The sequence below is a fragment of the Novosphingobium pokkalii genome (genome assembly GCF_014652855.1).
In the GTDB taxonomy this organism is placed as follows: domain Bacteria; phylum Pseudomonadota; class Alphaproteobacteria; order Sphingomonadales; family Sphingomonadaceae; genus Novosphingobium; species Novosphingobium pokkalii.
The window spans coordinates 21,473-42,820 of record NZ_BMZP01000009.1; the positions used below are offsets into that span (position 1 = coordinate 21,473).

Here is a 21,348-nt window from a genome sequence, read left to right on the forward strand (position 1 = left end):
CGCGCGATCAGAACTTCGCGCGAACCAGGAAGGCGACGTGGCGGTCGGTTTCTTCCCAGGCATAGCGCGGGTGCAGACTGGCCGGGCCTACGTCGATATAGGTCTTGGCCTTGAGCAGGTTCTGCGCCTGGACGCCGACCTTGAGGTGGCTGTTCACGTCGACGATGAACGATCCATCCAACTGGCCATAGGCTTCGTTCCAGACCGGCTGGTTGACATTCGCGCCGTTTGCATTGGCGAGGTATTCCGAGCGCCAGTTATAGGCCAGTCGCGCCGAAACCCCATACTTTTCATAGAGCAAGGCAGCGTTGAAGGAATGCTTGGACAGGCCCTGCATCGGCAAGTTGCCTGGGAGCAGGCTGCCCGGCGAGAGCTGCGGGTTGGACGGGTTGCGACCACCGGTGCTCTGGATGAAGGTATAGTTGCCGTTGAAGCCAAGCCCCGAAAGCGCGCCAGGCAGGCTATCGAAGAACATGGTGTAACCCGCCTCGAAGCCCTTGATCGTACCATGCCCGCCATTGACCGGAATGTTGACCTGGAAATCCTGAGTCACCCCGTTGCGCGTCAGCGTGACGGTGGAAGCCTGCGGGCTGATGTAGTTCGTCACGTCCTTGTAGAACGCGGCGAACGTCACGGCGTTGGCCTTGCCGAAATAGTATTCGAAGCTGGCGTCGAAATTCCACGCGCGGATCGGCTTGAGGTAAGGGTTGCCGCCCGTCAGAGTACGCGGCGCGGTTACCGCCGGCGTATAACCGTCCGTCTGGAAGCTGAAGTTGTAAGTCTGGTTCGCCTGAAGATCGGTGAAGCTGGGACGATAGATCGCCTTGCCCACCGCAAAACGCAGGATGGTCTTGTCGTTGAGGTAGAAGCGCGAGTTGAACGTGGGCAGGACGTCCGTGTAGCTGTTGCGGGCATCGACCGGAGTCTTGCTGCCATCGCCAACGAACGTTGCCGCCGCCACGAGAGCAGCGCAGGCATCGGCGCCATGTTGCGCGATACAATTGCTGGCAGTCTGCGAGTTGGACGAGCCGGAACTCAGCGTGGGCAGGAAGATTGCACCCACAGCGGTGGTTCGCGTGCGGATCACACGAACGCCGATGTTGCCATCGAAACGCCCCAGCAGACCGCCTTCGTCGCCAAAGCGGGCCATGGCATAGCCGGCCAGGGTCTTTTCCGTCTGGGTGTTGGTGCCATAGGCGTTGTTCGAGCCGGCGCTGCCGTTGAAGGCATCGTCCGTCAGCGGCGACCAGCCACCATTTCCGCCCTGGGTGGTCACCAGATACTTGTAGGCATTGGCCGCGCCCTTGTCGAGCAGGCCAACCGAGGGGAACCAACCGCCCGGAACGCTCACGTTGCCGCCCATGAAGCTGCCAAACTTGAGCTGCGAAGTCTGGCCCGGCAGCCCGACGTTGCCGGGATCCTGGTTTAGATAGACCGGCGTACCGCCACCCCAATAGGCGGTGCTCAGCAGACCCCAGTTGTAGTTGGTCGACTGCGTGACCAGATCCTTGGCAGTGTTGCGGAGACCGACCTTGAACGCCTTGAAGAAGCTGCCTTCATCCAGCGTATAGGTCACGTCGGCGCGTTCCGCCCACGACGAGGCGCGGTTGTTTTCGTTGTGCTGCATGGCAGCATACCAGAAATAGTTGGCCGGATCGCTCAGGCTCAGACCATTTTCGGTAAACTTGAGGCTGGGCGTTTTGCCGGTCAGATCGAACGCCACGGTCGGTCGGTTGCCATTGAGGCCGAATCCGTCGAAAGCGGTCATGCTGTAGACGCTGGCGTGCGAATTGACGTGATCGACGTCCACGCTCACCGTCAGGTGGTCGGTCGGCGTCCAGAACATGCTGCCATAGAATTCGCGCGTGACCTTGTCCTGTTGCCCCACGCGGGTGTCATAGACGAGCTGCGCGTTGGTCAACGTGCCGGTCGCCAGGGTGTGGTTGGGACCGGTGAACGTGAAGCTGGGATCGAGGTTGAAGCCACCGTACTGATCGTTGATCTGCACGGCATTTTCGGTGTCGCGCGGGGTCACCTTGGCAATCATGCCTTCGAAGGTGAACAGCAGGCTGGACGAGGGCTTGACCTGCAAGACCGCATCATAGGAGTGGCGCACCTGCGTCCATTCTACCGAGCGATAGCCGAGGCCGCTCGGCAGAGCCACGGTGGTGCCGGCCGGCAGGCCAGACTGTGCAGAGGTCAGCGTGGTGGTGCTGATCGAACCGGTCTGGACCGCGTCGGTGCGGTTGCCGGTCTTGCCGGTGGAAGCAGAAAGCTGGAGGCCGATTTCCGTGCCGCCGGGCGTGTCCCAGCGGTGGCTGATCACGGCGTTACCGGAGAAGAAGCCTTCCTTGCGCTTGTCGGCATAGTTCCAGTCGCCCGAAACTGCGATGAAGTTCTTGGAATCGAGCGGCTTGCGCGTGCGCAGATCGACGATGCCGGCAATGCCGCCTTCCACCATGTCTGCCGAAGGGGTCTTGTACACGTCCACCGCGCCCATCAGGTCGGGCGAGACGTCTTCAAAGCTCAGGCCACGGCCGCTGTTGGCCGAGAACACGTCATGACCGTTGATTTCGCTGCGCGTCCACGAAAGGCCGCGGATGAATACGCCACCGCCCTCGGCGGGCACGCGGCCGGGGTCGCTGCCTTCCAGAGTGTTGACGTCACCGGTACGCTGGATCGTGATGCCAGGCACGCGCTGAAGCGCTTCGGAGACGGTGCGGTCCGGCAGAGCGCCGATATCCTGCGCGGAAATCGAGTCGACGATGACTTGCGAATTGCGCTTGGTGTTGAGCGCGTTGCTCAGCGAGCCACGGATACCGGTAACGATGATCGACGGCACGTTCGGCTCTTCGGCGGCAGCCTTGTCAGCCGTGGCATCGGCAGCGGCTTTTGCCGCCTCCTGCGCATGGGCCGTACCAGCGGCAAGCGACGCAGCCATCACCAGGCTGGACGTGACGAGAAAACCGATCTTGCGCGTGCTGCGACGCGTGCTGCGCACAAACACTTCGTGCATAACCCCTCCCAGTAAAGCGATATTTGGAATAAATTGGATTTTTTCAGATAGATGATGCCAGCGCTATCCCTGCGGGATGGCTGTCGCATGGCATGAAATCAGAAGTTCCCTCCCCTGGCGCCTCTCCGGATGACTCTACGTTACGGAGCCAATCATCTGCGGTAACGCTACCATTTTACATCATGATTCGCAAATCCCATTATCAACATTTTGCAACGCAGGCCGCCGCGCACGCCCGCAGACTTCGGCGGCAGGGAAACGGCAACATTTTGCCGCCGTGCATCAATGATTATAATTCAATCACTTATATTTATAATATCAATGAGATCAGTGCAATTTGACGGCACGATTGGTGCAACGCATCATAACCACCCGACCATTGCGAGAGCGCTAAACCAGCGCCAAAAAGTGTGGCTTTGCAGCAACGGTCGCGAAGGTTCTTTTCGCGCAGCATGGCTGAGAACCTGATACTGTTGATTACCCGCCACGGGCCAGGCCGCCCACCGCCAGGTTGCCATCACCGCCAGAGCTGGTTCAGCTCGCGCGCATGGAGGCATCGGACTCGCGCAGCACCAGCGAGAAATCCACGCGCACGTGGCGGGGGGTGCGCGCCTTGGCGTCGAACACGCTGTCGACCAGCAGGCGTACCGCTTCGCGGGCCATGTCGGCCACCGGCTGGCGCGCGGTGGTGAGTTCGGGCCAGACGTTGGTGGCCGAAGCGGTATCGTCGAAGCCGCAGACGGAAAGCTGGCGCGGCACGTCAAGGCCCATGCGGTGCGCGGCGGCGATGGTCGCGGCGGCCATGTCGTCGTTGCTGGCAAAGATGGCCGAGGGCCGCTCTTCCAGCGCGAGGAGGGCCAGGGCGCAATCCATGCCGGAGCGGAAGGTGAAGTCGCCGGTGGTTTCCAGGCGCCGGTCGGCATCGATCCCGGCCACATCGAGCGCGCGGCGATAGCCGTTGCGGCGCAGGGCGCTGGCGGTCTGGTTGGGGGCGCCGCCGATGAAGCCGATGCGCTTGTGTCCCAGCCCGACGAGGCGCGTGGTCAGCGCATAGGCGGCGGCTTCGTCGTCGATGGTCACGGCATGGGCCAGCGGAGACGGCGCGCCCGTGGCCACTTGGGCCATGGCCATGCCGGCGCGGTTGATGCATTCCAGCAGCAGCACGTCGTCCGAGAGCGGCGGCGGCAGCAGCACGGCATCGACGCGGTGCGACAGGAGCTTGGCCGCCAGCGCGTCCCGGCTGGCCTCTTCCTCGAAATGCTCGACCAGCAATTGCGCGCCCATCGCATTGGCCTGCTCGGTGGAGCCGACCAGGAATTCGCTGAGATAGGCCGCGCTCGGGTTGGAATGGAGCAGGCCGATGCGGCATTGCCGGCCGCCGGCCAGGCTGCGCGCAGCCAGATTGGGCACATAGCCGAGTTCGGCGATGGCCTTTTCCACTTTGGCGCGGGTGGTATCGTGCACCTTGGGATCATTGTTGACGACGCGCGACACGGTCATCGGCGACACTTGCGCCAGGCGCGCAACATCGGCCACCGTCGGCCCGCGCGCTCCCCTGCGCTGCCCCCGCTTCGCGCGACCATTGTCCTGCTCTGTCATCCCAGCGGTCCTACGCTTGGCAAAACTGCCATGCAAGCAAAACAAGGGTTGCACAGCGGTTGTTGGTAGCGCTACCTAACGGAAAATATCGGCCAGGACGCGCGCCGTCCAATCAAGATCGGATGAGGATGACCCGCAAGACCAAACTCTTCGTCGCCAGCCTGCTGGCCTGCGCCATCGGCACCAGCCCCGCGCAGGCGCAAGTGGCGCATCCCGCGCAGTGGCCCGCCGTCACCAGCGGGCTGCGCCCCGATCCGGCGGTGGAACAGCAGATCACCGCCATGCTCGCGCGCATGAGCCTGGAGGAAAAGATCGGCCAGATGATCCAGGCCGATCTCTCCACTATCCGCCCCGAAGACCTGCGCCGCTATCCGCTCGGCAGCATCCTGGCCGGTGGCAGCACGCCGCCGCTCGATGCGCCCGATCGTTCGCCGATCGGGCCGTGGGTCGGCACCGCCCGCGCGTTTCGCGCCGTCGCCATGGAAGCGCGCCCCGGTCATGTGCCGATCCCTTTGATCTTCGGCATCGACGCGGTGCATGGCAACAACAACGTGGTTGGGGCCACGCTTTTCCCGCACAACATAGCGCTGGGCGCGGCGCACGATCCCGATCTCGTCCGCCGCATCGGCCAGGCCACCGCGCAGGAAACCGCCGCAGCCGATATCGACTGGGCGTTCGGCCCCACGCTCGCCGTGCCGCAGAACGATCGCTGGGGCCGCACCTATGAAGGCTATTCCGAACGGCCGGAGATCGTGCGCGCCTATGCCGGGGCCATGGTGGAAGGCCTGCAAGGCGCACCGGGCGCCGACAACCGCATCCAGACCGGGCACGTCGCGGCCAGCGTCAAGCATTTCCTGGGCGATGGCGGCACCAGCGACGGCATCGACCAGGGCAACACGCAAGTGCCGGAAAGCGAACTGATCGCGATCCACAACGCGGGCTATCCCAATGCCATCCGCGCCGGGGCGATGACCGTGATGGCCTCGTTCAACAGTTGGAACGGGCAGAAGATGCACGGCAACCGCAGCCTGCTGACCGATGTGCTGAAACAGCGCATGGGCTTTACCGGCTTTGTCGTGGGCGATTGGAACGGCCACGCGCAAGTGCCCGGCTGCGCCAAGGACGATTGCCCGGCCAGCTTCAACGCCGGGCTGGACATGGCCATGGCGCCCGACGGCTGGAAAGGCCTGTTCGACAACACGGTGCGCGAGGTGCGCGCCGGCCAGATCCCGATGGCGCGGGTTGACGATGCCGTGCGCCGCATCCTGCGCGTGAAATTCCGCCTTGGCCTGTTCGATCCCGCCCGCCCGCTGGCCGACGACGCGCGCGTGATGGGCTCGCCCGAACACCGCGCCATTGCGCGCGAAGCGGTGCGCAAATCGCTGGTGCTGCTCAAGAACGATGGCGTGCTGCCGCTGCGCGCCAAGGCCCGCGTGCTGGTGGCGGGGCCAGCGGCCGACGATATCGGCCTGCAATCGGGCGGCTGGACGCTGAGCTGGCAGGGCGAAGGCAATACCAACGCCGATTTTCCCCATGCGCAGTCCATCTATGCCGGGCTGGCCGAAGCGGTGCAGGCCGCCGGCGGCACCGCCACGCTGAGCCCGGACGGACGCTTCACGCAAAAGCCCGACGTGGCCGTGGTGGTGTTTGGCGAGACGCCCTATGCCGAAGGCGTGGGCGATGTGAAGACGCTGGAATTCCAGTCGGGCGACAAGCAGGCGCTGGCCCTGCTAAAGCGCCTGCGCGCGGCGGGCATCCCCACCGTTTCGGTGTTCCTGTCGGGACGGCCGCTGTGGGTGAACCCGGAACTCAACCAGTCCGACGCCTTTGTCGCGGCGTGGCTACCGGGCAGCGAGGGCGGCGGCGTGGCCGATGTGCTGGTCGGCACCGCCGATGGCAAGCCGCGCACCGATTTCCACGGCACGCTGTCGTTTTCCTGGCCCAAGACTGCTGGGCAATTCACGCTCAACCAGGGCAAGCCCGGCTACGATCCGCTGTTCCCGCTCGGCTATGGGCTGACTTATGCCAAGGGCGGCCGTGTCGGCCGACTGGACGAAGCGCCCGGGCTCGATGCCGGGGCGGCCAATACCACGCTGTTCCTGAGCCGCGCGGCGGCACCGGCCCCGTTCCGGCTCAGCCTGGCGCCGGGCATCGCCGCCAGCAAGGTGGATAGCGCCACCATCCAGGAAGGCGCGCTGCGTCTGGCCTGGGCACCGGGCCAAGGCGGCGCCGCGCGCGTCACCGGCGCCCCGCTCAACTGGATGCGCGAAGTCAACGCGCAGATGGTGATGCAGGTGACCTATCGCGTGGACCAGGCGCCGCAGGGGCCAGTGGCGCTGGAACTGGGCGCGCAGGGCAAGACCGCCAGCGTGCCGCTCAACGGCGTGATCGCACCCGCTGACGGACAATGGCACACGCTGCGCGTGCCATTGTCGTGCTTTGCCGCGCGCGGGCTTCAGGTGGACAAGATCGACCAGGTGTTCGGCCTTGCCGCGCACGGCGGCTTTGCCATTGCCCTGGCCGAAGCGCGGCTGTCGGGCGATCCGAGCGGCCAGGTCTGCCCTAAGGACTGAGTCCTTTCACCTCACGGCAGGGGCATGGCAAAGGGGCTGAGCGGGCTGGCATCTGCATCGAACAGGTTGGGCACCGGGCTGTCTGCCCAGAGATAGCGCACCGTGGCGTCTCCGGCCTGCACCGGGAGGACCACGGTGTCGGCGCCGTCCAGACGCGCCGAGGCATAGCGGCAATGCTGGCCTGCGTCGCACAGCTCGAAGCCGATCGGCACGGCATCGCCGATCACCTGCAACGGGCGGTTGAAGCGCAGGCGCACCTGGCCTTCGCTGCGCTGCGCCACGGGCAAGGCGGCCACCGGCTTGCCTGCTAGCGCCAGCGCCAGGCGATGGCCAACCGGCTTCTTGCGGGTAGGATGAATATCGTCCGGGTCGCCCGCATCGATCGTCACGGCGAGGCCTGTCTGCGGATCGGCGGCGGCAACATCGCGCTGCGCCTCGCGGATTTTCGGCCAGAACGCATCGACCGGCCCTGGCGCCATCGCGCCATAGCCGGCGATCTGCACGATGCCGAACGGCCGCGTGGCAAAGCGCGCGCGCCAATCGGCGATCAGGGCGCGCAGCAGGCCGCGATAGCCCACTGCATCACCCGCGTTGGATTCCCCCTGGTACCAGGCCACACCGGCCAGCGGGATATCGCCCAGCGGCGCGATCATGCCGTTGTACAGCGTGGTCAAGCCGCTCGCCGCGATCCACGGCGGCATCGGGATCTTGCCCGCCGTGCCCAGCCGCGCGCCCTGCACCACGCGCCATTGCGGCAAGGAAACTTCGCCCTGCGCCAGTTCCAGCGCGGGCGGCTTGTCACCATGCAGCCCGCCACCGCCACCAGTATCGAGAACATGGACGGTGATGGTGTTCACGCCCGCGTGCAGGCTGCCTGCCGGCAGCGCATAGTGCCGCTGCGTGTTCCAGCCGACCGAAGCGCCCACGGTCCGGCCGTTGACCAAGGTCTGGTCGATATCGTCGGCCACGCCCAGGCGCAGCGCACGGGCGGCCTTGGCTTGCGCCGCGCTCAGTTGCACGGTGGCGGTATAGGTCGCCGTGCCATCGAACTGGGCATAGGCCGGATCGCCCCACTGTTCCCACAGCTTGCTCACGTCGGCCGGGCGCCCCGGCCCCTTGCCTGCGGTGCGCGCGAAATAGGCGGCGACCTTGCCGGTCCAGGCCTGTTCGGCCGCGCCCGGATCGCGCGCGCGCAGGGCCAGCAGTTGCAGGCCCTCTTCGTTGCCGCCGGCCTGGCGCAGCGCCGCCGGTGACATCCAGTCCTCGATGATCGACCCGCCCCATGACGCCGCGATCAGCCCCACCGGCACGTGCCGCGTGGCCTGGATATCCGCCCCCATGAAATAGCAGACCGCCGAAAAATCGGGCGTGCTGGCTGGCCCGGCGGGCGCCCACGCGACGGGCGCGCCAAACTGCCCCTGCGGCGTCAGGCTGCTTTGCCGGGGCACGTTGAACAGGCGAATGTCCGGGTTGGCGCTGCCAGCAATGGTCGCATCGGCATTCGTCGCATGGCGCAGCGTGAATTCCATGTTGGACTGGCCCGAGCACAGGAACACGTCGCCAAAGGCCAGGTTGCCAAGCTGCGCCTGCTGGCCGGTGGACGTGGCAAAATGCAGGGCATGGCCCGGCCCGGCAGCTTGCGGTGGTAGCGCGATCTGCCAGGTGCCGTCAGCCGCGACTGTGGCATCAAGCGTCGCGCCGTCATCCAGCCGCGCGTGAACCACGCTGCCCGGCTCGCCGGTGCCGCGCAGGGGCACTGCCACGCCCCGTTGCAGCACGGCGTTGTCGGTCAGCACCGGGGCCAGGGCAAAGGGCGCTGCCTGTGCCGCCAGCGGAACCGCGCCAAGCGCAACGGCACTCGCCAGCGCCGCGCGCGCGGAAATGGGAACAAGGACCATGGCGGTTTCGGGCTCCTCTCAGTCACGCCCCGCACCACATCGATGGCGCGCGGGCAATTGTTTCTCGGAGTATTGTTAGCGCTATCTTGACGGCATTTCGAGCGCAATTTATGTCTTGCCGCAAGGAAACGAAAACAAGCCGCGCATCGTGCCCGCCCTGCGGACCGGCCGGCCAGGGAAGGAGCTTGCGATGCCCGGAATCCATATCCGCACGACCAGTTGGCGCACGATGGCCTCGGCCCTGACGCTGGCCGCAACGCTGCCCCTGGCCCTGCCCGCCAAGGCGCAGGCACCGGCTCCCGCAGCGGCCCCTGCCCCCGCCACCCCGCTCGCCAGCGGCCCCTATCACTGGCAGACCGTGCCATTCGGCGCGGGCGGGTTCGTCGACGGGTTCCTCTATCACCCACGCACGCCGGGCATTCTCTATGCCCGCACCGACATCGGCGGCATGTATCGCTACGATTTCGAAGCGCGGCGCTGGATTCCCCTGCTCGATCACCTGGGCAAGGACGATGGCGACCTGATGGGCATCCTCAGCTTCGCGGTCGATCCCAATGCCCCGGATCGCGTCTATGCCGCCACCGGGCTCTACCTGTCGCAATGGAGCCGCAAGGGCGCCATCCTGCGCTCCGACGATCGCGGGCGCACCTGGCAGAAGACCGAACTGCCGATCGGCGTGGGCGGCAATTCCGATGGGCGTGGCTCGGGCGAGCGCCTGGCCGTCGATCCGCGCAACGGCGATGTGCTCTATTTCGGCTCCAACCGCGATGGCTTGTGGAAAAGCACCGATCGCGGCCGCAGCTTTGCCCGCACCGGCGCGGGCATCACCGGCTTCAGCCTGGTCGCCGCCGATCCGGCCGTGGCAAACCAGGTCTGGGCGGGATCGACCGACGGCTCGGGCGCGCTGGTGGTCAGCCATGATGGCGGCGCCAGCTTTGCGCCCGTGCCGGGCCTGCCGGCGATGGTCCCGCAACACATGGTGTTCGGGCCCGATGGCAGTGCCTATGTCACGTTCGCCGGCGGTGACCAGGCCAGCGGCCTCAACCCGTCCAACGTCAAGACCGGCGCGGTGTGGAAGCGCGATGGCAAGGATGGCCACTGGCACGAGATCACGCCCAAGCCCCCGGCGCCCGGCCTCCTGGGCGGCTTTTCCGGCATCGACCTGTCGAGCGACGGCACGCTGGCGGTCTCGACGATCGACCGCTGGGCACCGGGGGATGACATCTATCTGTCGCGCGATGGCGGCGCGCACTGGAGCGCGCTGTCCACGCGGGCGCGTCACAGCCCCAAGGGCTATCCCTGGCTGGTCGATTACCTGAAGGGCGAGGACCGGATGGGCCACTGGGTGGCCGATCTCAAGTTCAACCCGTTCAAGCCGGACGAAATGATCTATGGCACCGGCTATGGCCTGTGGATCAGCCGCAACCTGGCCAGTGCCAAGGCCGACCAGCCGGTGGATTTCGATTTCACCGTGGCCAACCTGGAAGAAGCGGCCACGCTGCAAATGGTGTCGCCCACCGGCGGCGCAACGCTGCTGGCGGCCTTTGGCGACGTGGCCGGCGCGGGCTGGGACGATCTCGCCCGCACGCCGCCGCGCAAGTCGCTGTTCACTCCGGCCAACGAGACCAATTTCAGCATCGACTATGCCGGTGCCAATCCCGGCCATCTGGTGCGCCTGGCCGATCGCGCGCCCACCCATGGCTATACCTCGACCGACGGCGGCCTGACCTGGACGCCGTTCGAGCGATCGGCCTGGCGCCAGCCCGCCGCCGGGGAGAGCTGGCGCGGGCCGGGCGTGGCGGCGATTTCCGCCAAGGGCACCACGCTGGTCTGGGCGCCGGAAAAGGACGGCCTCTATGTGTCCACCGACATGGGCCGCAACTGGAAGCCATCAACCGGCATCGTCGCGCGCAGCGACGCATCGTACCTTCCCGTGGCCGACAAGACCGGCGACGGGCTGTTCTATGTCTATGACAAGGCCAGTTCCAGCGTGCTGGCGAGCGGCGATGGCGGCGCCAGCTTCAAGCCGCTGATCGAAGGCCTGCCCAAGGTGGAAAGCTGGCAACAGGCCAGCTTGGCAGTGGTGCCCGGCCGCCTGCGCGACTTGTGGCTGGCCATGCCGATGGGGCTGTTCCACTCGCCCGACAGCAAGACCAAGGTCACGCAGGTGCGCAAGGTAACCGAAGCCTGGCTCGTCAGCTTTGGCGCGCCCGTGGTCAAGGATGGCTATCCCGCGGTGTTCCTGTGGGGCAAGGTCGAAGGCCAGGAAGGCTTGTGGCGATCCGATGATGCCGGCGCCAACTGGGTGCGGATCAACAGCCCGGACCAGCAGTTTGGCACGCTGCGCGCCATTGCCGGCGACATGCTCGATCCCGGCACGCTCTATCTGGCGCCGCATGGGCGCGGCGTGATGGTCGGCATGCCGGCGAACAAGCCCCTGCCCCAGCCGCTTGCAGCCGCAGCAGCACCCGTCGGCCCCGCGCCAACCCGCCAGATCGCCATCGACGTGGCGCGCGATGGCGGGCCGGTCGATCGTTTCTTCGACCTCTCGATCGGCTCGGACTATCCCGGCACGCTGCGCCGGCCCGAGAACATGGCGCAGCTCAAGATCGCCAGCGAGGAACTCGGCTTTCGCACCATCCGCTTTCACGACATCTTTCACGATGCCCTGGGCACGGTGAAGCGCGTCAACGGCAAGATCGTCTACGACTGGACCGCGATCGATGCGCTCTATGACGATCTCAAGGCGCGCCACTTGCGCCCGTTTGTCGAGCTGGGCTTCACGCCCGACGCGCTCAAGACGTCGGACCAGACGATCTTTTACTGGAAAGGCAATACCTCGCACCCGCAGCCCGGCCCGTGGCGCGACCTGATCGATGCCTTCGTGCGCCACATGATCGCGCGCTATGGCAAGGACGACGTGCGCCAATGGTTCTTCGAAGTGTGGAACGAGCCCAATCTGGCCGGTTTCTGGGAAAAGGCCGACCAGCAGGCCTATTTCGATCTCTATCTGCTCACCGCGCAGACGATCAAGGCGATCGATCCCGCGCTCAAGGTGGGCGGCCCCTCCACCGCCGGGGCAGCCTGGGTGCCCGAACTGCTCGCCTTCGTGAAGCAGAAGGGCAGCACGATCGATTTCGTCACCACCCACACCTATGGCGTCAACGGCGGCTTCCTGGATGAAATGGGCAAGGACGACACCAAGCTCGATCCCTCGCCCGGCGCGATCACCGACGACGTGCTGCGCGTGCGCCAGCAGATCGAGAATTCCGCCTTTCCGGGGCTGCCGCTCTATTTCACCGAATGGAGCACCAGCTACACCCCGCGCGATCTGGTCCACGATTCCTACATCAGCGCGCCCTACATCCTCTCCAAGCTGAAAAGCGTGCAGGGCGCCGCCCAAGGGATGAGCTACTGGGTCTATTCCGACCTGTTCGAGGAGCCGGGGCCGCCCACCACCGAATTCCATGGCGGCTTTGGCCTGATGACCAAGGACGGCATCCGCAAGCCGGCATGGTTTGCCTACAAGTACCTCCACGCCTTGCAGGGGCACAGCGTGCCTTCGGCCGACCGGCAAAGCTGGATCGCCGCGCAGGGCAACACGGTGGCGGCGGTGGTCTGGGATTTCCAGCAACCGGTGCAACCCACCAGCAACCGCAGCTTCTATGGCAAGCTGGTGCCCAATGCCCCGTCCGCGCCGGTGCGCCTGGCATTCAGCCACCTCGCGCCGGGCCGCTATCGCTACACCCTGCGCCGCACCGGCTATCGTGCCAACGATGCCTATTCCGCTTATATCGACATGGGTGCGCCGGAAAAGCTGACCCCGGCACAACTGGCCAGCCTCCAGGCCCAGGCGCAGGACAAGCCTGAAACGACAGAGACCGTCACCGTCGGCGCCGATGGCACCCTGGTGCGCGAAGTCCCGATGCACAGCAACGACGTGACGCTCGCCACGCTCGAACCGCAGGGCTGATACCCTCGGAAGGCGGCGCGGGAATGGCCCGTGCCGCCTTCCGGTTCAGTCAAACAGCTTGTGCGGCAGGCGCCAGGCCACGCCCATGCACAGCACCTGGAGCGTGGCGATCACCGCCAGCGCGGCCAGCGCCGGAGGCGCGAAATGGCGCGATCCGGCGGCGAAATAGAGGCTGCCGACCAGGGCCACGCCGAGCGCAGCGCCAAACTGCTGGCTGGTCTTGAGCAAGGCGCTGGCCGCCCCGGCATGGTCGCGCTCCACGCGCGAGACCACCACCGGCCCCAGGCAGCCTGCCGTCATCCCCATGCCCGCACCCGCCAGCATCAGGGCCAGGCCGACAACCAGCCAGGGCAGGTGCACCGCCGTGATTCCCCACAGCACCAGCGCCGTGGCCGGCAGCATCACGCCCGCGCCCATCACCAGCACCCAGCGGCCCAGCCTGGGCAGCAGGTTGCGGCTCATCACCCCGATGCCGAACATCGCGCCCAGGCCATAGGGCATGTGCAGCAGGCCGGTGAACAGCGGCGTCTGGCCGCGTTCGGCCTGCATGGCAAAGGCAAACACCAGCAGGAAGCCCGATCCCACCGCGCCGAACACGATCGACAGCGCCAGGCCCTGGCGAAAGCTGGCAATGGTGAACAGCGCCGGATCGAACAGCGCCGGCTTGCCCGCGCGCACGCGCTGGCCGGCGTGGCGCCAGGCCAGCGCGCCAAGCGGCGCCACGGCCAGCAGTGGCCACAGTGCGCCACCCACCTGCCCACTTTCCGCCGCGCCGATCAGCGGGTGGAGCAGCGCGGCCATGGCCAGGCCGAACAGCACCATGCCCACGATGTCATAGCCCGCCGGCCGGCCAGAGCGCGCCTCGGGCAGGAACAGCAGGCCGGCGATCACCGCGCCGATGCCCACCGGCAGGTTGATCAGGAACACCACGCGCCAGCCCAGCTCGAACAGGTTGGCCTCGATCAGGATGCCGCCCAGCACCGGCCCGGCAATCGCGGCAAGGCCGCCGATCACGCCGAACAGCGCCATGCGCGAAACCCGCTCCAGCGGCGCGAACATGACCTGGACCATGGCCATCGCCTGGGGCGCCATCACCGCCCCGGTCGCGCCCTGCAACAGGCGCGCGGCGACCAGCGCCGTGCCGGTATGGGCCAGCCCGCAGGCCGCCGATGCCAGAGTGAACCCGGTCACCCCCAACAGGAACATGCGGCGATAGCCGAACGTGTCGCCCAGCCGCCCGCCGGCCATCAGCAGCACGGCAAAGGCCAGCGAATAGCCCGCCACGATCCATTGCGAGGCCTGCGCATCGGCGCCCAGGCTCGCCTTGATCGCCGGCAGCGCGGTGTTGACGATCGTCATGTCGACGATCTCCAGCACCAGGGCGATGATCAGCGTCACCAGGGCAAGCGTCTTCTGCCGGTGCGTCAGGCTTTGGGGATCGCGCACGATCAGATCTTGCCTTCGCGCAGCATCGATAGGGCGGCATCGGCCGCCCGCGCGGTGAGGGCCATATAGGTCAGCGACGGGTTCTGGCAGGCCGAGGAACTCATCTGCGCGCCGTCGGTGACGAACAGGTTGGCCACGTCATGCGCCTGGCTCCACTGGTTGAGCACGCTGGTCTTGGGATCGCGGCCCATGCGCGCGCCGCCCATTTCGTGAATGGAACTGCCGCCCGCGCCCGGCCGGTCAAAGCCCATGATCACCTGGCCACCGGCCGCCGTGAGCATTTCGGCGGCTTCGACCTTGGCCTGCGCCAGCGCGGCATGTTCTTCCGCGCCATATGCGAATTCGATCTTGAGCTGCGGCAGGCCATTGGCGTCGGTCTTGCTGCGGTCGAGTGTCAGGCGGTTGCTGGCGCGCGGCACGCAATCGGCAAAGGCCACCAGCACCATGCGCCACGGGCCGGGGCGGCGCAGCGTGGCCTTGTAGTCTTCGCCCACGCCTTCCAGCCGCTTGCCCTGGGTCCAGGTGCTTTGCAGCGCACCGCCCTGGAACGAGAAGCCGCGCGTGTGGCCGATGCCATCCATGCGGTCCATGTTGCGATAGCGCGGGATGACGATCCCGGTTGGGCGGTTGCCGAACGTGGTGTGCCGCTCGAAACCCGGCATGATCGCTGCTGCCGACAAGGTGTTGGCATGGTCCATGATATGGGTGCCCAGCACGCCGCTGGAATTGGCCAGGCCCTGCGGCATGGCCTCGTTGGCGGAATTGAGCAGCACGTGCACCGAATTGAATGCGCCGGCGTTCAGGAACACCAGCCGCGCGCTGGCGGTCTTGTGGGTGCGGGTCTTGGTGTCGAAATAGCGCACGCCGCGCGCCCGCCGCGTGGCGGGGTCATAGTCCACCGCTTCGACCACCGCGTCGGTGATCACGGTCAGGTTGCCGGTCGCCGTCGCTGCCGGCAGGGTGCTGGACTGGGTGGAGAAATAGGCACCGAACGAGCAGCCGCGCGCGCAGATCGAGCGATACTGGCAAGGCGCGCGCCCTTCGTCCGGCTTGCCTTCGGTCAGGTTGGCCGTGCGGCCGATGGTCAGGCACCGCTCGGGCCAGCGCTTGGCGATCTCGGCGCGGGTGTGCTGCTCCACCACGTTGAGCGCCATAGGCGGCTGGAACTGGCCATCGGGCAATTGCGCAAGGCCTTCCTTCGCCCCGGATACGCCGACAAAGCTTTCCACCTTGTCATACCACGGGGCCAAGTCGGCATAGCGGATCGGCCAGTCCGTCCCGTGCCCGTCGCGCGCATTGGCGCCAAAGTCATAGTCAGACCAGCGATAGCACTGGCGCCCCCAGGTCAGCGAGCGGCCGCCGAGTTGATAGCTGCGGAACCAGGTGAAATCGGTATCGTCCGTGGTCTGGTAGGGGTTCTGCGCGTCGTTGACGAAGTGGCCCTCGGTAAACTCGGTGAAATGGCGGTTGAGCATCTGCACCGGGTATTCGCGTTCGTAGAGCGCGGTATCGCCCTGCCCGCGAAACGGCATGTCCCAGGGCGCCTTGGTTTCGGTGTCATAGTCCTGCTGGTGGCGGATTTCGCGGCCGCGCTCGATCATCAGCACCTTGAGCCCGGCTTGCGTCAGCTCCTTGGCCGCCCAGCCGCCGGTGATGCCCGAGCCCACCACAATCGCGTCGAAATCCATGGGAAAATCCTGTCCGTCAAATTCTTGGTATCGCACCGCTTTTCGCGCGGCACCGCGGTCAGCCGAAGTCGATTGCCGTCCAGTCGCTCGAATAGGCGCGCGTGGCCGGCGTCATCGGCAGGTCGGGATCGAAGCGCGTGGGCACCAGCTCGTACTGGAGTTCCTGCGATCCGCCGACTTCGGAGGTGTAGTAACCGATCAGGATGAGGTTCTTGATCGTGTGCCAGGGCTGCGCGGTAGGCACCTGGGCAAAGGCATCGCGGTCAAGCCCGGCCACCGCCGCCCGGCGCGCAGCAGGGGCAGCACGGGCAAAATCGCCACCGGTGCGGCGGTCCAGTTCCTGCGCCAGCCAGCGGGGATGATCGAACCGCCCATCGGCACCGGCAAAGCCCGCCAGTGCCGGTTCCGTCACCGGCTTGTGCGCGTTTTCCAGCCCGTGCTCGAGTGCCAGCAACACGAAACTGCCCGCGCCGACATCGCCCGCGCCCGCCGTATCCGTGCGCGGGATGACGATCTGCGCCACATCGCGCATCAGGGCCTGCTGCGCTGGCTGGCTGGCCGCAGATGCCTTGGTGGCGGCCACCACGGCGGCCGCCGGGCCAACGGCCAGCCCGAGCAGGGCAAGCCCGGCCAGGAAATCACGGCGCTGCCATCCCATGTCGGCGGTTTCGGTCATGCATCCTCGCTTTGACGTGGCCCCTTGTGCACCGGGCCAATTTAAAAGACGAATTGTTATTCTATTTATGAACTGTCAAGTGATCATTTGGCCATGCGGCGCCGATGGGAACTTCATATCCCCATCAGCTTGCGATTGAGCGCACGATCGGCCCCACCGGCGGCAAAGTCGTCGAACGCATGCTCGGTCACGCGGATGATATGGCGGGCGATGAACGGCGCCCCCTCGGCCGCGCCCTGCTCGGGATGCTTGAGGGCGCATTCCCATTCCAGCACGGCCCAGCCGGGAAAGTCGTACTGCGCCATCTTGGCAAAGATCGCCGGGAAATCGACCTGCCCGTCGCCCAGGCTACGGAAGCGGCCCGGCCGATCGCCCCAGCCCTGATAGCCGCCATAGACCCCGCTGCGGCCGTTGGGCCGGAATTCGGCATCCTTGACGTGGAAGCAGCGGATGCGCTCGTGATAGATGTCGATATAGGCCAGGTAATCCAGGCATTGCAGCACGAAATGGCTGGGATCATAGAGGATCGTGGCGCGCGGATGATGGCCGACGCGATCGAGGAACATCTCGAAGGTGGCGCCATCGTGGAGGTCTTCGCCGGGGTGGATTTCATAGGCGGCGTCGACGCCGTTTTCGTCGAACACATCCAGGATCGGTCGCCAGCGCCGCGCCAGTTCGTCGAACGCATCTTCGACCAGGCCCGCCGGGCGCGCTGGCCAGGGATAGAAATAGGGCCAGGCCAGCGCGCCAGAAAACGTGGCATGGGCAGCAAGGCCCAGGCGCCGGCTGGCCACCGCTGCTTTCTTCACCTGCTCGACGGCCCAGGCCTGGCGCGCGGCGGGATTGCCGTGCACCGCGGCCGGGGCAAAGGCATCGAACTGCGCGTCGAACGCGGGATGCACCGCCACGAGCTGGCCCTGGAGATGGGTGGACAGCTCGGTGATCGCCAGGCCCTTGTCGGCCAGCAGGCCGGTGACCTCGTCGCAATAGATCTGGCTTTCCGCCGCCAGGTCCAGATCGAACAGGCGCTTGTCCCAACTGGGAATCTGCACGCCCTTGTAGCCAAGCCCGGCCATGTAGCTGCCGATCGCGTCCAGGCTGTTGAACGGCGCGGCATCGCCCGCGAACTGGGCCAGGAACACGCCCGGTCCCTTGATGGTCTTCATGGCCAAAGCCTCCTTGAAACGGTATGCGTCAGACAGTCAGGGGTACCCAGCCGGCACCCGCGCGGCTGGCTTCCACAGCGGTGGCGATGAAGGCCATGCCGCGCAGGCCATCGTCCAATCCGGGCAGCAGCGGGGCCGGCTCACCCCGCAGCTTGGCAGCGAAATCGCGATAGAGATTGGCAAAGGCCTCCAGATAGCCCTCGGGGTGGCCCGCCGGGGTGCGCGTGCGCGCCAGGGCATCGGGGCCGAGCAGGCCGCCCCCGGCATGGACGATCTCGTGGCGGCCATCGAGGGTCGCCCATTCCAGCGCGTTGGGCGTTTCTTGGCGCCAGGTCAGCCCACCCTTCTCGCCATAGAGGCGGATGCGCAAGCCGTTGCGCTCGCCCACTTCGATCTGGCTCGCCAACAGCACGCCGCGCGCGGCGCTACCGTCAGCACCGGCGAACCGCAGCAGCACAGTGCAATCATCGTCCAGCGCCCGGCCGGGCACAACCGCGCCGAGATCGGCCAGCAAATGGGTGACTTTCAACCCGCTGATGAATTCAGCCAGGTGAAATGCATGAACGCCGATGTCGCCGATGCAGCCGCCCAGCCCGGCGCGTGCGGGGTCTACCCGCCATTCCGCCTGCTTGCCCACCGCTTCCCCGGCCAGCCAGCCTTGCGGATACTCCACCACGATCTTGCGGATCGCGCCCAGCGCCCCGGCCGCGATGCGGGCACGCGCCTCGCGCACCAGGGGATAGCCGGAATAGGTATAAGTCACGCCGAACGGCAGGCCGGCCGCGCGCACCAGCCCGGCCAGTTCGTGCGCCTGCGCCAGCGTGGCGGTCAGCGGCTTGTCGGTCATCACCGGCAGGCCCGCGGCGAGTGCGGCGCGCGCGGCGGGCAGGTGGTGGTGGTTGGGCGAGACGATCGTGACGAAATCGATGCCGTCCGGCCGCGCCCGTTCGGCAGCAAACATCGCCTCCAGCGTGGGATAGGCGCGCGCGGGATCGGTGCGATAGGCATCGGCGGCAGCCAGGCTGCGCCCGGCGTCGCTGGAAAAGACCCCGGCGACCAGTTCGATCTCACGGTCCATTTCCGCTGCATAGCGATGCACCGGGCCGATGAACGCGCCGGGCCCGCCACCGATCATGCCCATCCTCAGACGTCGCAACACACTCTCCCCACGCGGTTTCGTTTGTAATACTGATTCTAGTTTGATAGGGCACCTGCCGTCAAGCAGGAACGGCCGCGGCTGAACGGCCCCGACGGGAGAATATCGCATGCAGCTTGCCCGCAAGTTTTACGCCTCGCTCACGCTCAAACCGCAAGGCGCGACGATGATCGTGGCCGGCTTCCTGCCGGTCTTCGCGATCATCGCGATGTTCCCGGTGGTCGCGGCGATCATCCAGCATTTCAAGGACGTGCCCGACGCGGCGATCCGCGTGCCGGCGATGGTGACCGCACCGGGCTATGCCATCGCCGTGCTGGCGCCGTTTGCCGGGCTGTTCGTGGATCGATTCGGCCGCCGTCCGCTGCTGCTGGCCTGCACGTTCTTCTACGGCATTGTCGGCACGTTGCCGTTCTTCCTCGAAAACCTTGACGTGATCTTCGCCTCGCGCCTGCTGCTCGGCGTATGCGAAGCGGGCATCCTGACCATCGTGAACACTCTGATTGCGGACTATTGGGAAGATGGCGAGCGCCGCACCTGGCTGATGCTGCAAGGCCTGGTCGGCCCGCTGTTCCAGTCGCTGGTGTTCCTGCTCGTCGCCGCCGTGGCGGCCTGGCGCTGGAACGGCAGCTTCCTGGTCTATCTCGTCGCCCTGCCGATTTTCGTGGCGATGTATCTGTGCATCTTCGAACCGCGCCACCCCGATCAGCAGGCCGCCACGGTGGGGCCCGCGGCGGCCACCGCCGCGTCGGACGAGCGCTTTCCGATGGCGACCGCCATCCTGGTGGGCAGCCTCACGCTGTTCTGCTCGATGCTCTATTACGTGTTCATCGTGAACGGCAGCATCGCCTGGGCCGAAGTGGGCGTGACCAATCCGATGGCAGTGAGCAAGGCCACGTTCGTGCCCAGCTTCTTCATCCTGGCCGGCTCGATCCTGTTCCGCATCGTTTCGCGCTACAGCAACGCCGTGCAGATCGCCACTTTCCTGCTGTTCTTCGCGCTTGGCCTGGGCGGCGTGGGCCTGGCGCACAACGTGGTGCAGATGCAGGTGGCGCTGGTGCTGCAACAGACCGGCGCGGGCATGGCGGTTCCGGCGCTGATTGCCTGGTCGCAGACCAAGTTCTCGTTCCGCCATCGCGGGCGCGGCATGGGGGTGTGGACCAGTTGCTTCTTCCTGGGCCAGGCGGTGTCGCCGATCCTGGTCGGCTTGGCCGCCCGCACGCTCGGCTCGATGCAGATGGCATTCCTCGCCGCCGGAGCCATTGCCCTTGTCGCTGCCGCCATGGGCGCGCTGCTAGCCATGCGGCGGCAGCCCATGCCGCTGCCCGCCTGAGCTGCTCTGGCCCCGGCCGGGATTGTGGCAGGGGTGTGACTGGCATGTTGGCGCAGGCGCCAATTGGCTCTATGGCCCGGGGACAAGCCCGGTCGTGTCGGCCGGCGCCAGCATGGGGTTGCCTTGATGTCGCAGGACATGTCCGCCACGGCGGACGCCACCGAATTCTCGCTCGAAAGCCTCGGCCGCGTCCCACTCCAGGGCCGCAGCAAGGCTTCGCTCGAACGCATGCTGGCCACTGCCCGCACCCTGATGCTGGAACGCGGCAACGAGGATTTCACGCTTCAGGAAGTGAGCAGCCGGGGCAAGGTCTCGATCGGTTCGATCTACCTGCGCTTTGAAAACAAGGACAGCCTGGTGCGCGCGGTGCTCTACCAGGCGACGCAGACCCTGGCCGAACAGGAAGACGCGATGCTGGCCGAATTGGCCGCAAGCTGCGCGACGCTCCAGGAATTCGTGCCGCGCTATGTCGAAGCCTATGCCGAAGTGTTGCGCCACAACGCCCCGCTGCTGCGCCTGACGATGATGCGGGCCGAGCACGATCCGCCCATTTCGCTGCTGGGCAAGCGCACGGCCAACAATGCAGAGGCCAAGGCCGTCGCCGCCTTCATGGCCTATCGCGGAGATTTCGCCGTGCCCGACCCGGAAGTCTGCGCCAAGGCCGCCCACCACATCATCTTCGCCACCCTTGCCCGCGAACTGAGCCTGGGCTCCAGCAGCGAGTCGGTGACCAACTACGACTGGAACGTGCTCAAGCGCGAACTGGCGCGCATGTGCGCCGCCTATTTCCAGGCGTCGTGAGGCGGCAGGCGGTGGGGCGTGAACAA

General features: G+C 66.4%; 12 protein-coding genes. 4 read left to right on the top strand and 8 right to left on the bottom strand.

The features are described 5' to 3' along the window. Positions 1-7 precede the first annotated feature (7 nt). Together IE191_RS11200 and IE191_RS11205 are read right to left on the bottom strand one after the other, a co-directional pair. Complete coding sequence (locus IE191_RS11200; protein ID WP_191324448.1) at positions 8-3,016, bottom strand: TonB-dependent receptor; 3,009 nt, start codon at positions 3,014-3,016, stop codon at positions 8-10. Between the two features lie 534 nt (positions 3,017-3,550). After that, complete coding sequence (locus IE191_RS11205) at positions 3,551-4,615, bottom strand: LacI family DNA-binding transcriptional regulator (protein ID WP_191324449.1); 1,065 nt, start codon at positions 4,613-4,615, stop codon at positions 3,551-3,553. 122 nt (positions 4,616-4,737) lie between these two features. On the opposite strand from IE191_RS11205, the gene IE191_RS11210 reads away from it, so the two are divergent. Beyond that, entirely contained in the window at positions 4,738-7,188 is a 2,451-nt protein-coding gene (locus IE191_RS11210) for a glycoside hydrolase family 3 protein (RefSeq protein ID WP_444544241.1), read from the top strand. Between the two features lie 11 nt (positions 7,189-7,199). On the opposite strand, the gene IE191_RS11215 is transcribed toward IE191_RS11210, so the two are convergent. Continuing rightward, the gene (locus IE191_RS11215) at positions 7,200-9,086 is read right to left on the bottom strand and encodes a sialate O-acetylesterase (protein WP_191324451.1); all 1,887 of its coding nucleotides are present in this window, start codon (positions 9,084-9,086) and stop codon (positions 7,200-7,202) included. Between the two features lie 190 nt (positions 9,087-9,276). On the opposite strand from IE191_RS11215, the gene IE191_RS21035 reads away from it, so the two are divergent. After that, positions 9,277-13,059 (top strand): GH39 family glycosyl hydrolase, encoded by a 3,783-nt coding sequence (locus IE191_RS21035; protein ID WP_229815263.1) that lies wholly within the window; start codon positions 9,277-9,279, stop codon positions 13,057-13,059. Between the two features lie 45 nt (positions 13,060-13,104). On the opposite strand, the gene IE191_RS11225 is transcribed toward IE191_RS21035, so the two are convergent. The 5 genes from IE191_RS11225 to IE191_RS11245 all read right to left on the bottom strand — a co-directional run bounded on the left by IE191_RS11225 (position 13,105) and on the right by IE191_RS11245 (position 19,176). Next, positions 13,105-14,505 (bottom strand): MFS transporter, encoded by a 1,401-nt coding sequence (locus IE191_RS11225; RefSeq protein ID WP_191324452.1) that lies wholly within the window; start codon positions 14,503-14,505, stop codon positions 13,105-13,107. A 2-nt stretch (positions 14,506-14,507) separates the two neighbouring features. Beyond that, positions 14,508-16,193, bottom strand: coding sequence for a GMC oxidoreductase (locus IE191_RS11230; protein ID WP_191324453.1), 1,686 nt, complete (start codon positions 16,191-16,193; stop codon positions 14,508-14,510). A gap of 58 nt (positions 16,194-16,251) precedes the next feature. Beyond that, entirely contained in the window at positions 16,252-16,869 is a 618-nt protein-coding gene (locus IE191_RS11235) for a gluconate 2-dehydrogenase subunit 3 family protein (protein ID WP_191324454.1), read from the bottom strand. 113 nt (positions 16,870-16,982) lie between these two features. Next, positions 16,983-18,035 (bottom strand): sugar phosphate isomerase/epimerase family protein, encoded by a 1,053-nt coding sequence (locus tag IE191_RS11240; protein ID WP_191324455.1) that lies wholly within the window; start codon positions 18,033-18,035, stop codon positions 16,983-16,985. Between the two features lie 28 nt (positions 18,036-18,063). Further along, on the bottom strand, positions 18,064-19,176 hold the full coding sequence (locus tag IE191_RS11245; protein WP_191324571.1) for a Gfo/Idh/MocA family protein: 1,113 nt from the start codon (positions 19,174-19,176) through the stop codon (positions 18,064-18,066). A 124-nt stretch (positions 19,177-19,300) separates the two neighbouring features. Here IE191_RS11245 and IE191_RS11250 point away from each other — a divergent pair, with 124 nt between their 5' ends. Next, positions 19,301-20,521 (top strand): MFS transporter, encoded by a 1,221-nt coding sequence (locus tag IE191_RS11250; RefSeq protein WP_191324456.1) that lies wholly within the window; start codon positions 19,301-19,303, stop codon positions 20,519-20,521. A 138-nt stretch (positions 20,522-20,659) separates the two neighbouring features. Beyond that, positions 20,660-21,322, top strand: coding sequence for a TetR/AcrR family transcriptional regulator (locus IE191_RS11255; RefSeq protein WP_229815264.1), 663 nt, complete (start codon positions 20,660-20,662; stop codon positions 21,320-21,322). The last annotated feature ends 26 nt before the right edge of the window (positions 21,323-21,348 follow it).

Excerpts from the sequence above, each read along its gene's own strand:
- IE191_RS11255 (WP_229815264.1), top strand. The coding sequence starts at position 20,660 with ATGTCCGCCACGGCGGACGCCACCGAATTCTCGCTCGAAAGCCTCGGC.
- IE191_RS11245 (WP_191324571.1), bottom strand. The coding sequence starts at position 19,176 with ATGGGCATGATCGGTGGCGGGCCCGGCGCGTTCATCGGCCCGGTGCAT.
- IE191_RS11215 (WP_191324451.1), bottom strand. The coding sequence starts at position 9,086 with ATGGTCCTTGTTCCCATTTCCGCGCGCGCGGCGCTGGCGAGTGCCGTT.
- IE191_RS11205 (WP_191324449.1), bottom strand. The coding sequence starts at position 4,615 with ATGACAGAGCAGGACAATGGTCGCGCGAAGCGGGGGCAGCGCAGGGGA.
- IE191_RS11250 (WP_191324456.1), top strand. The coding sequence starts at position 19,301 with ATGCAGCTTGCCCGCAAGTTTTACGCCTCGCTCACGCTCAAACCGCAA.
- IE191_RS11235 (WP_191324454.1), bottom strand. The coding sequence starts at position 16,869 with ATGACCGAAACCGCCGACATGGGATGGCAGCGCCGTGATTTCCTGGCC.
- IE191_RS11240 (WP_191324455.1), bottom strand. The coding sequence starts at position 18,035 with ATGAAGACCATCAAGGGACCGGGCGTGTTCCTGGCCCAGTTCGCGGGC.
- IE191_RS11230 (WP_191324453.1), bottom strand. The coding sequence starts at position 16,193 with ATGGATTTCGACGCGATTGTGGTGGGCTCGGGCATCACCGGCGGCTGG.
- IE191_RS11210 (WP_444544241.1), top strand. The coding sequence starts at position 4,738 with ATGAGGATGACCCGCAAGACCAAACTCTTCGTCGCCAGCCTGCTGGCC.
- IE191_RS21035 (WP_229815263.1), top strand. The coding sequence starts at position 9,277 with ATGCCCGGAATCCATATCCGCACGACCAGTTGGCGCACGATGGCCTCG.
- IE191_RS11200 (WP_191324448.1), bottom strand. The coding sequence starts at position 3,016 with ATGCACGAAGTGTTTGTGCGCAGCACGCGTCGCAGCACGCGCAAGATC.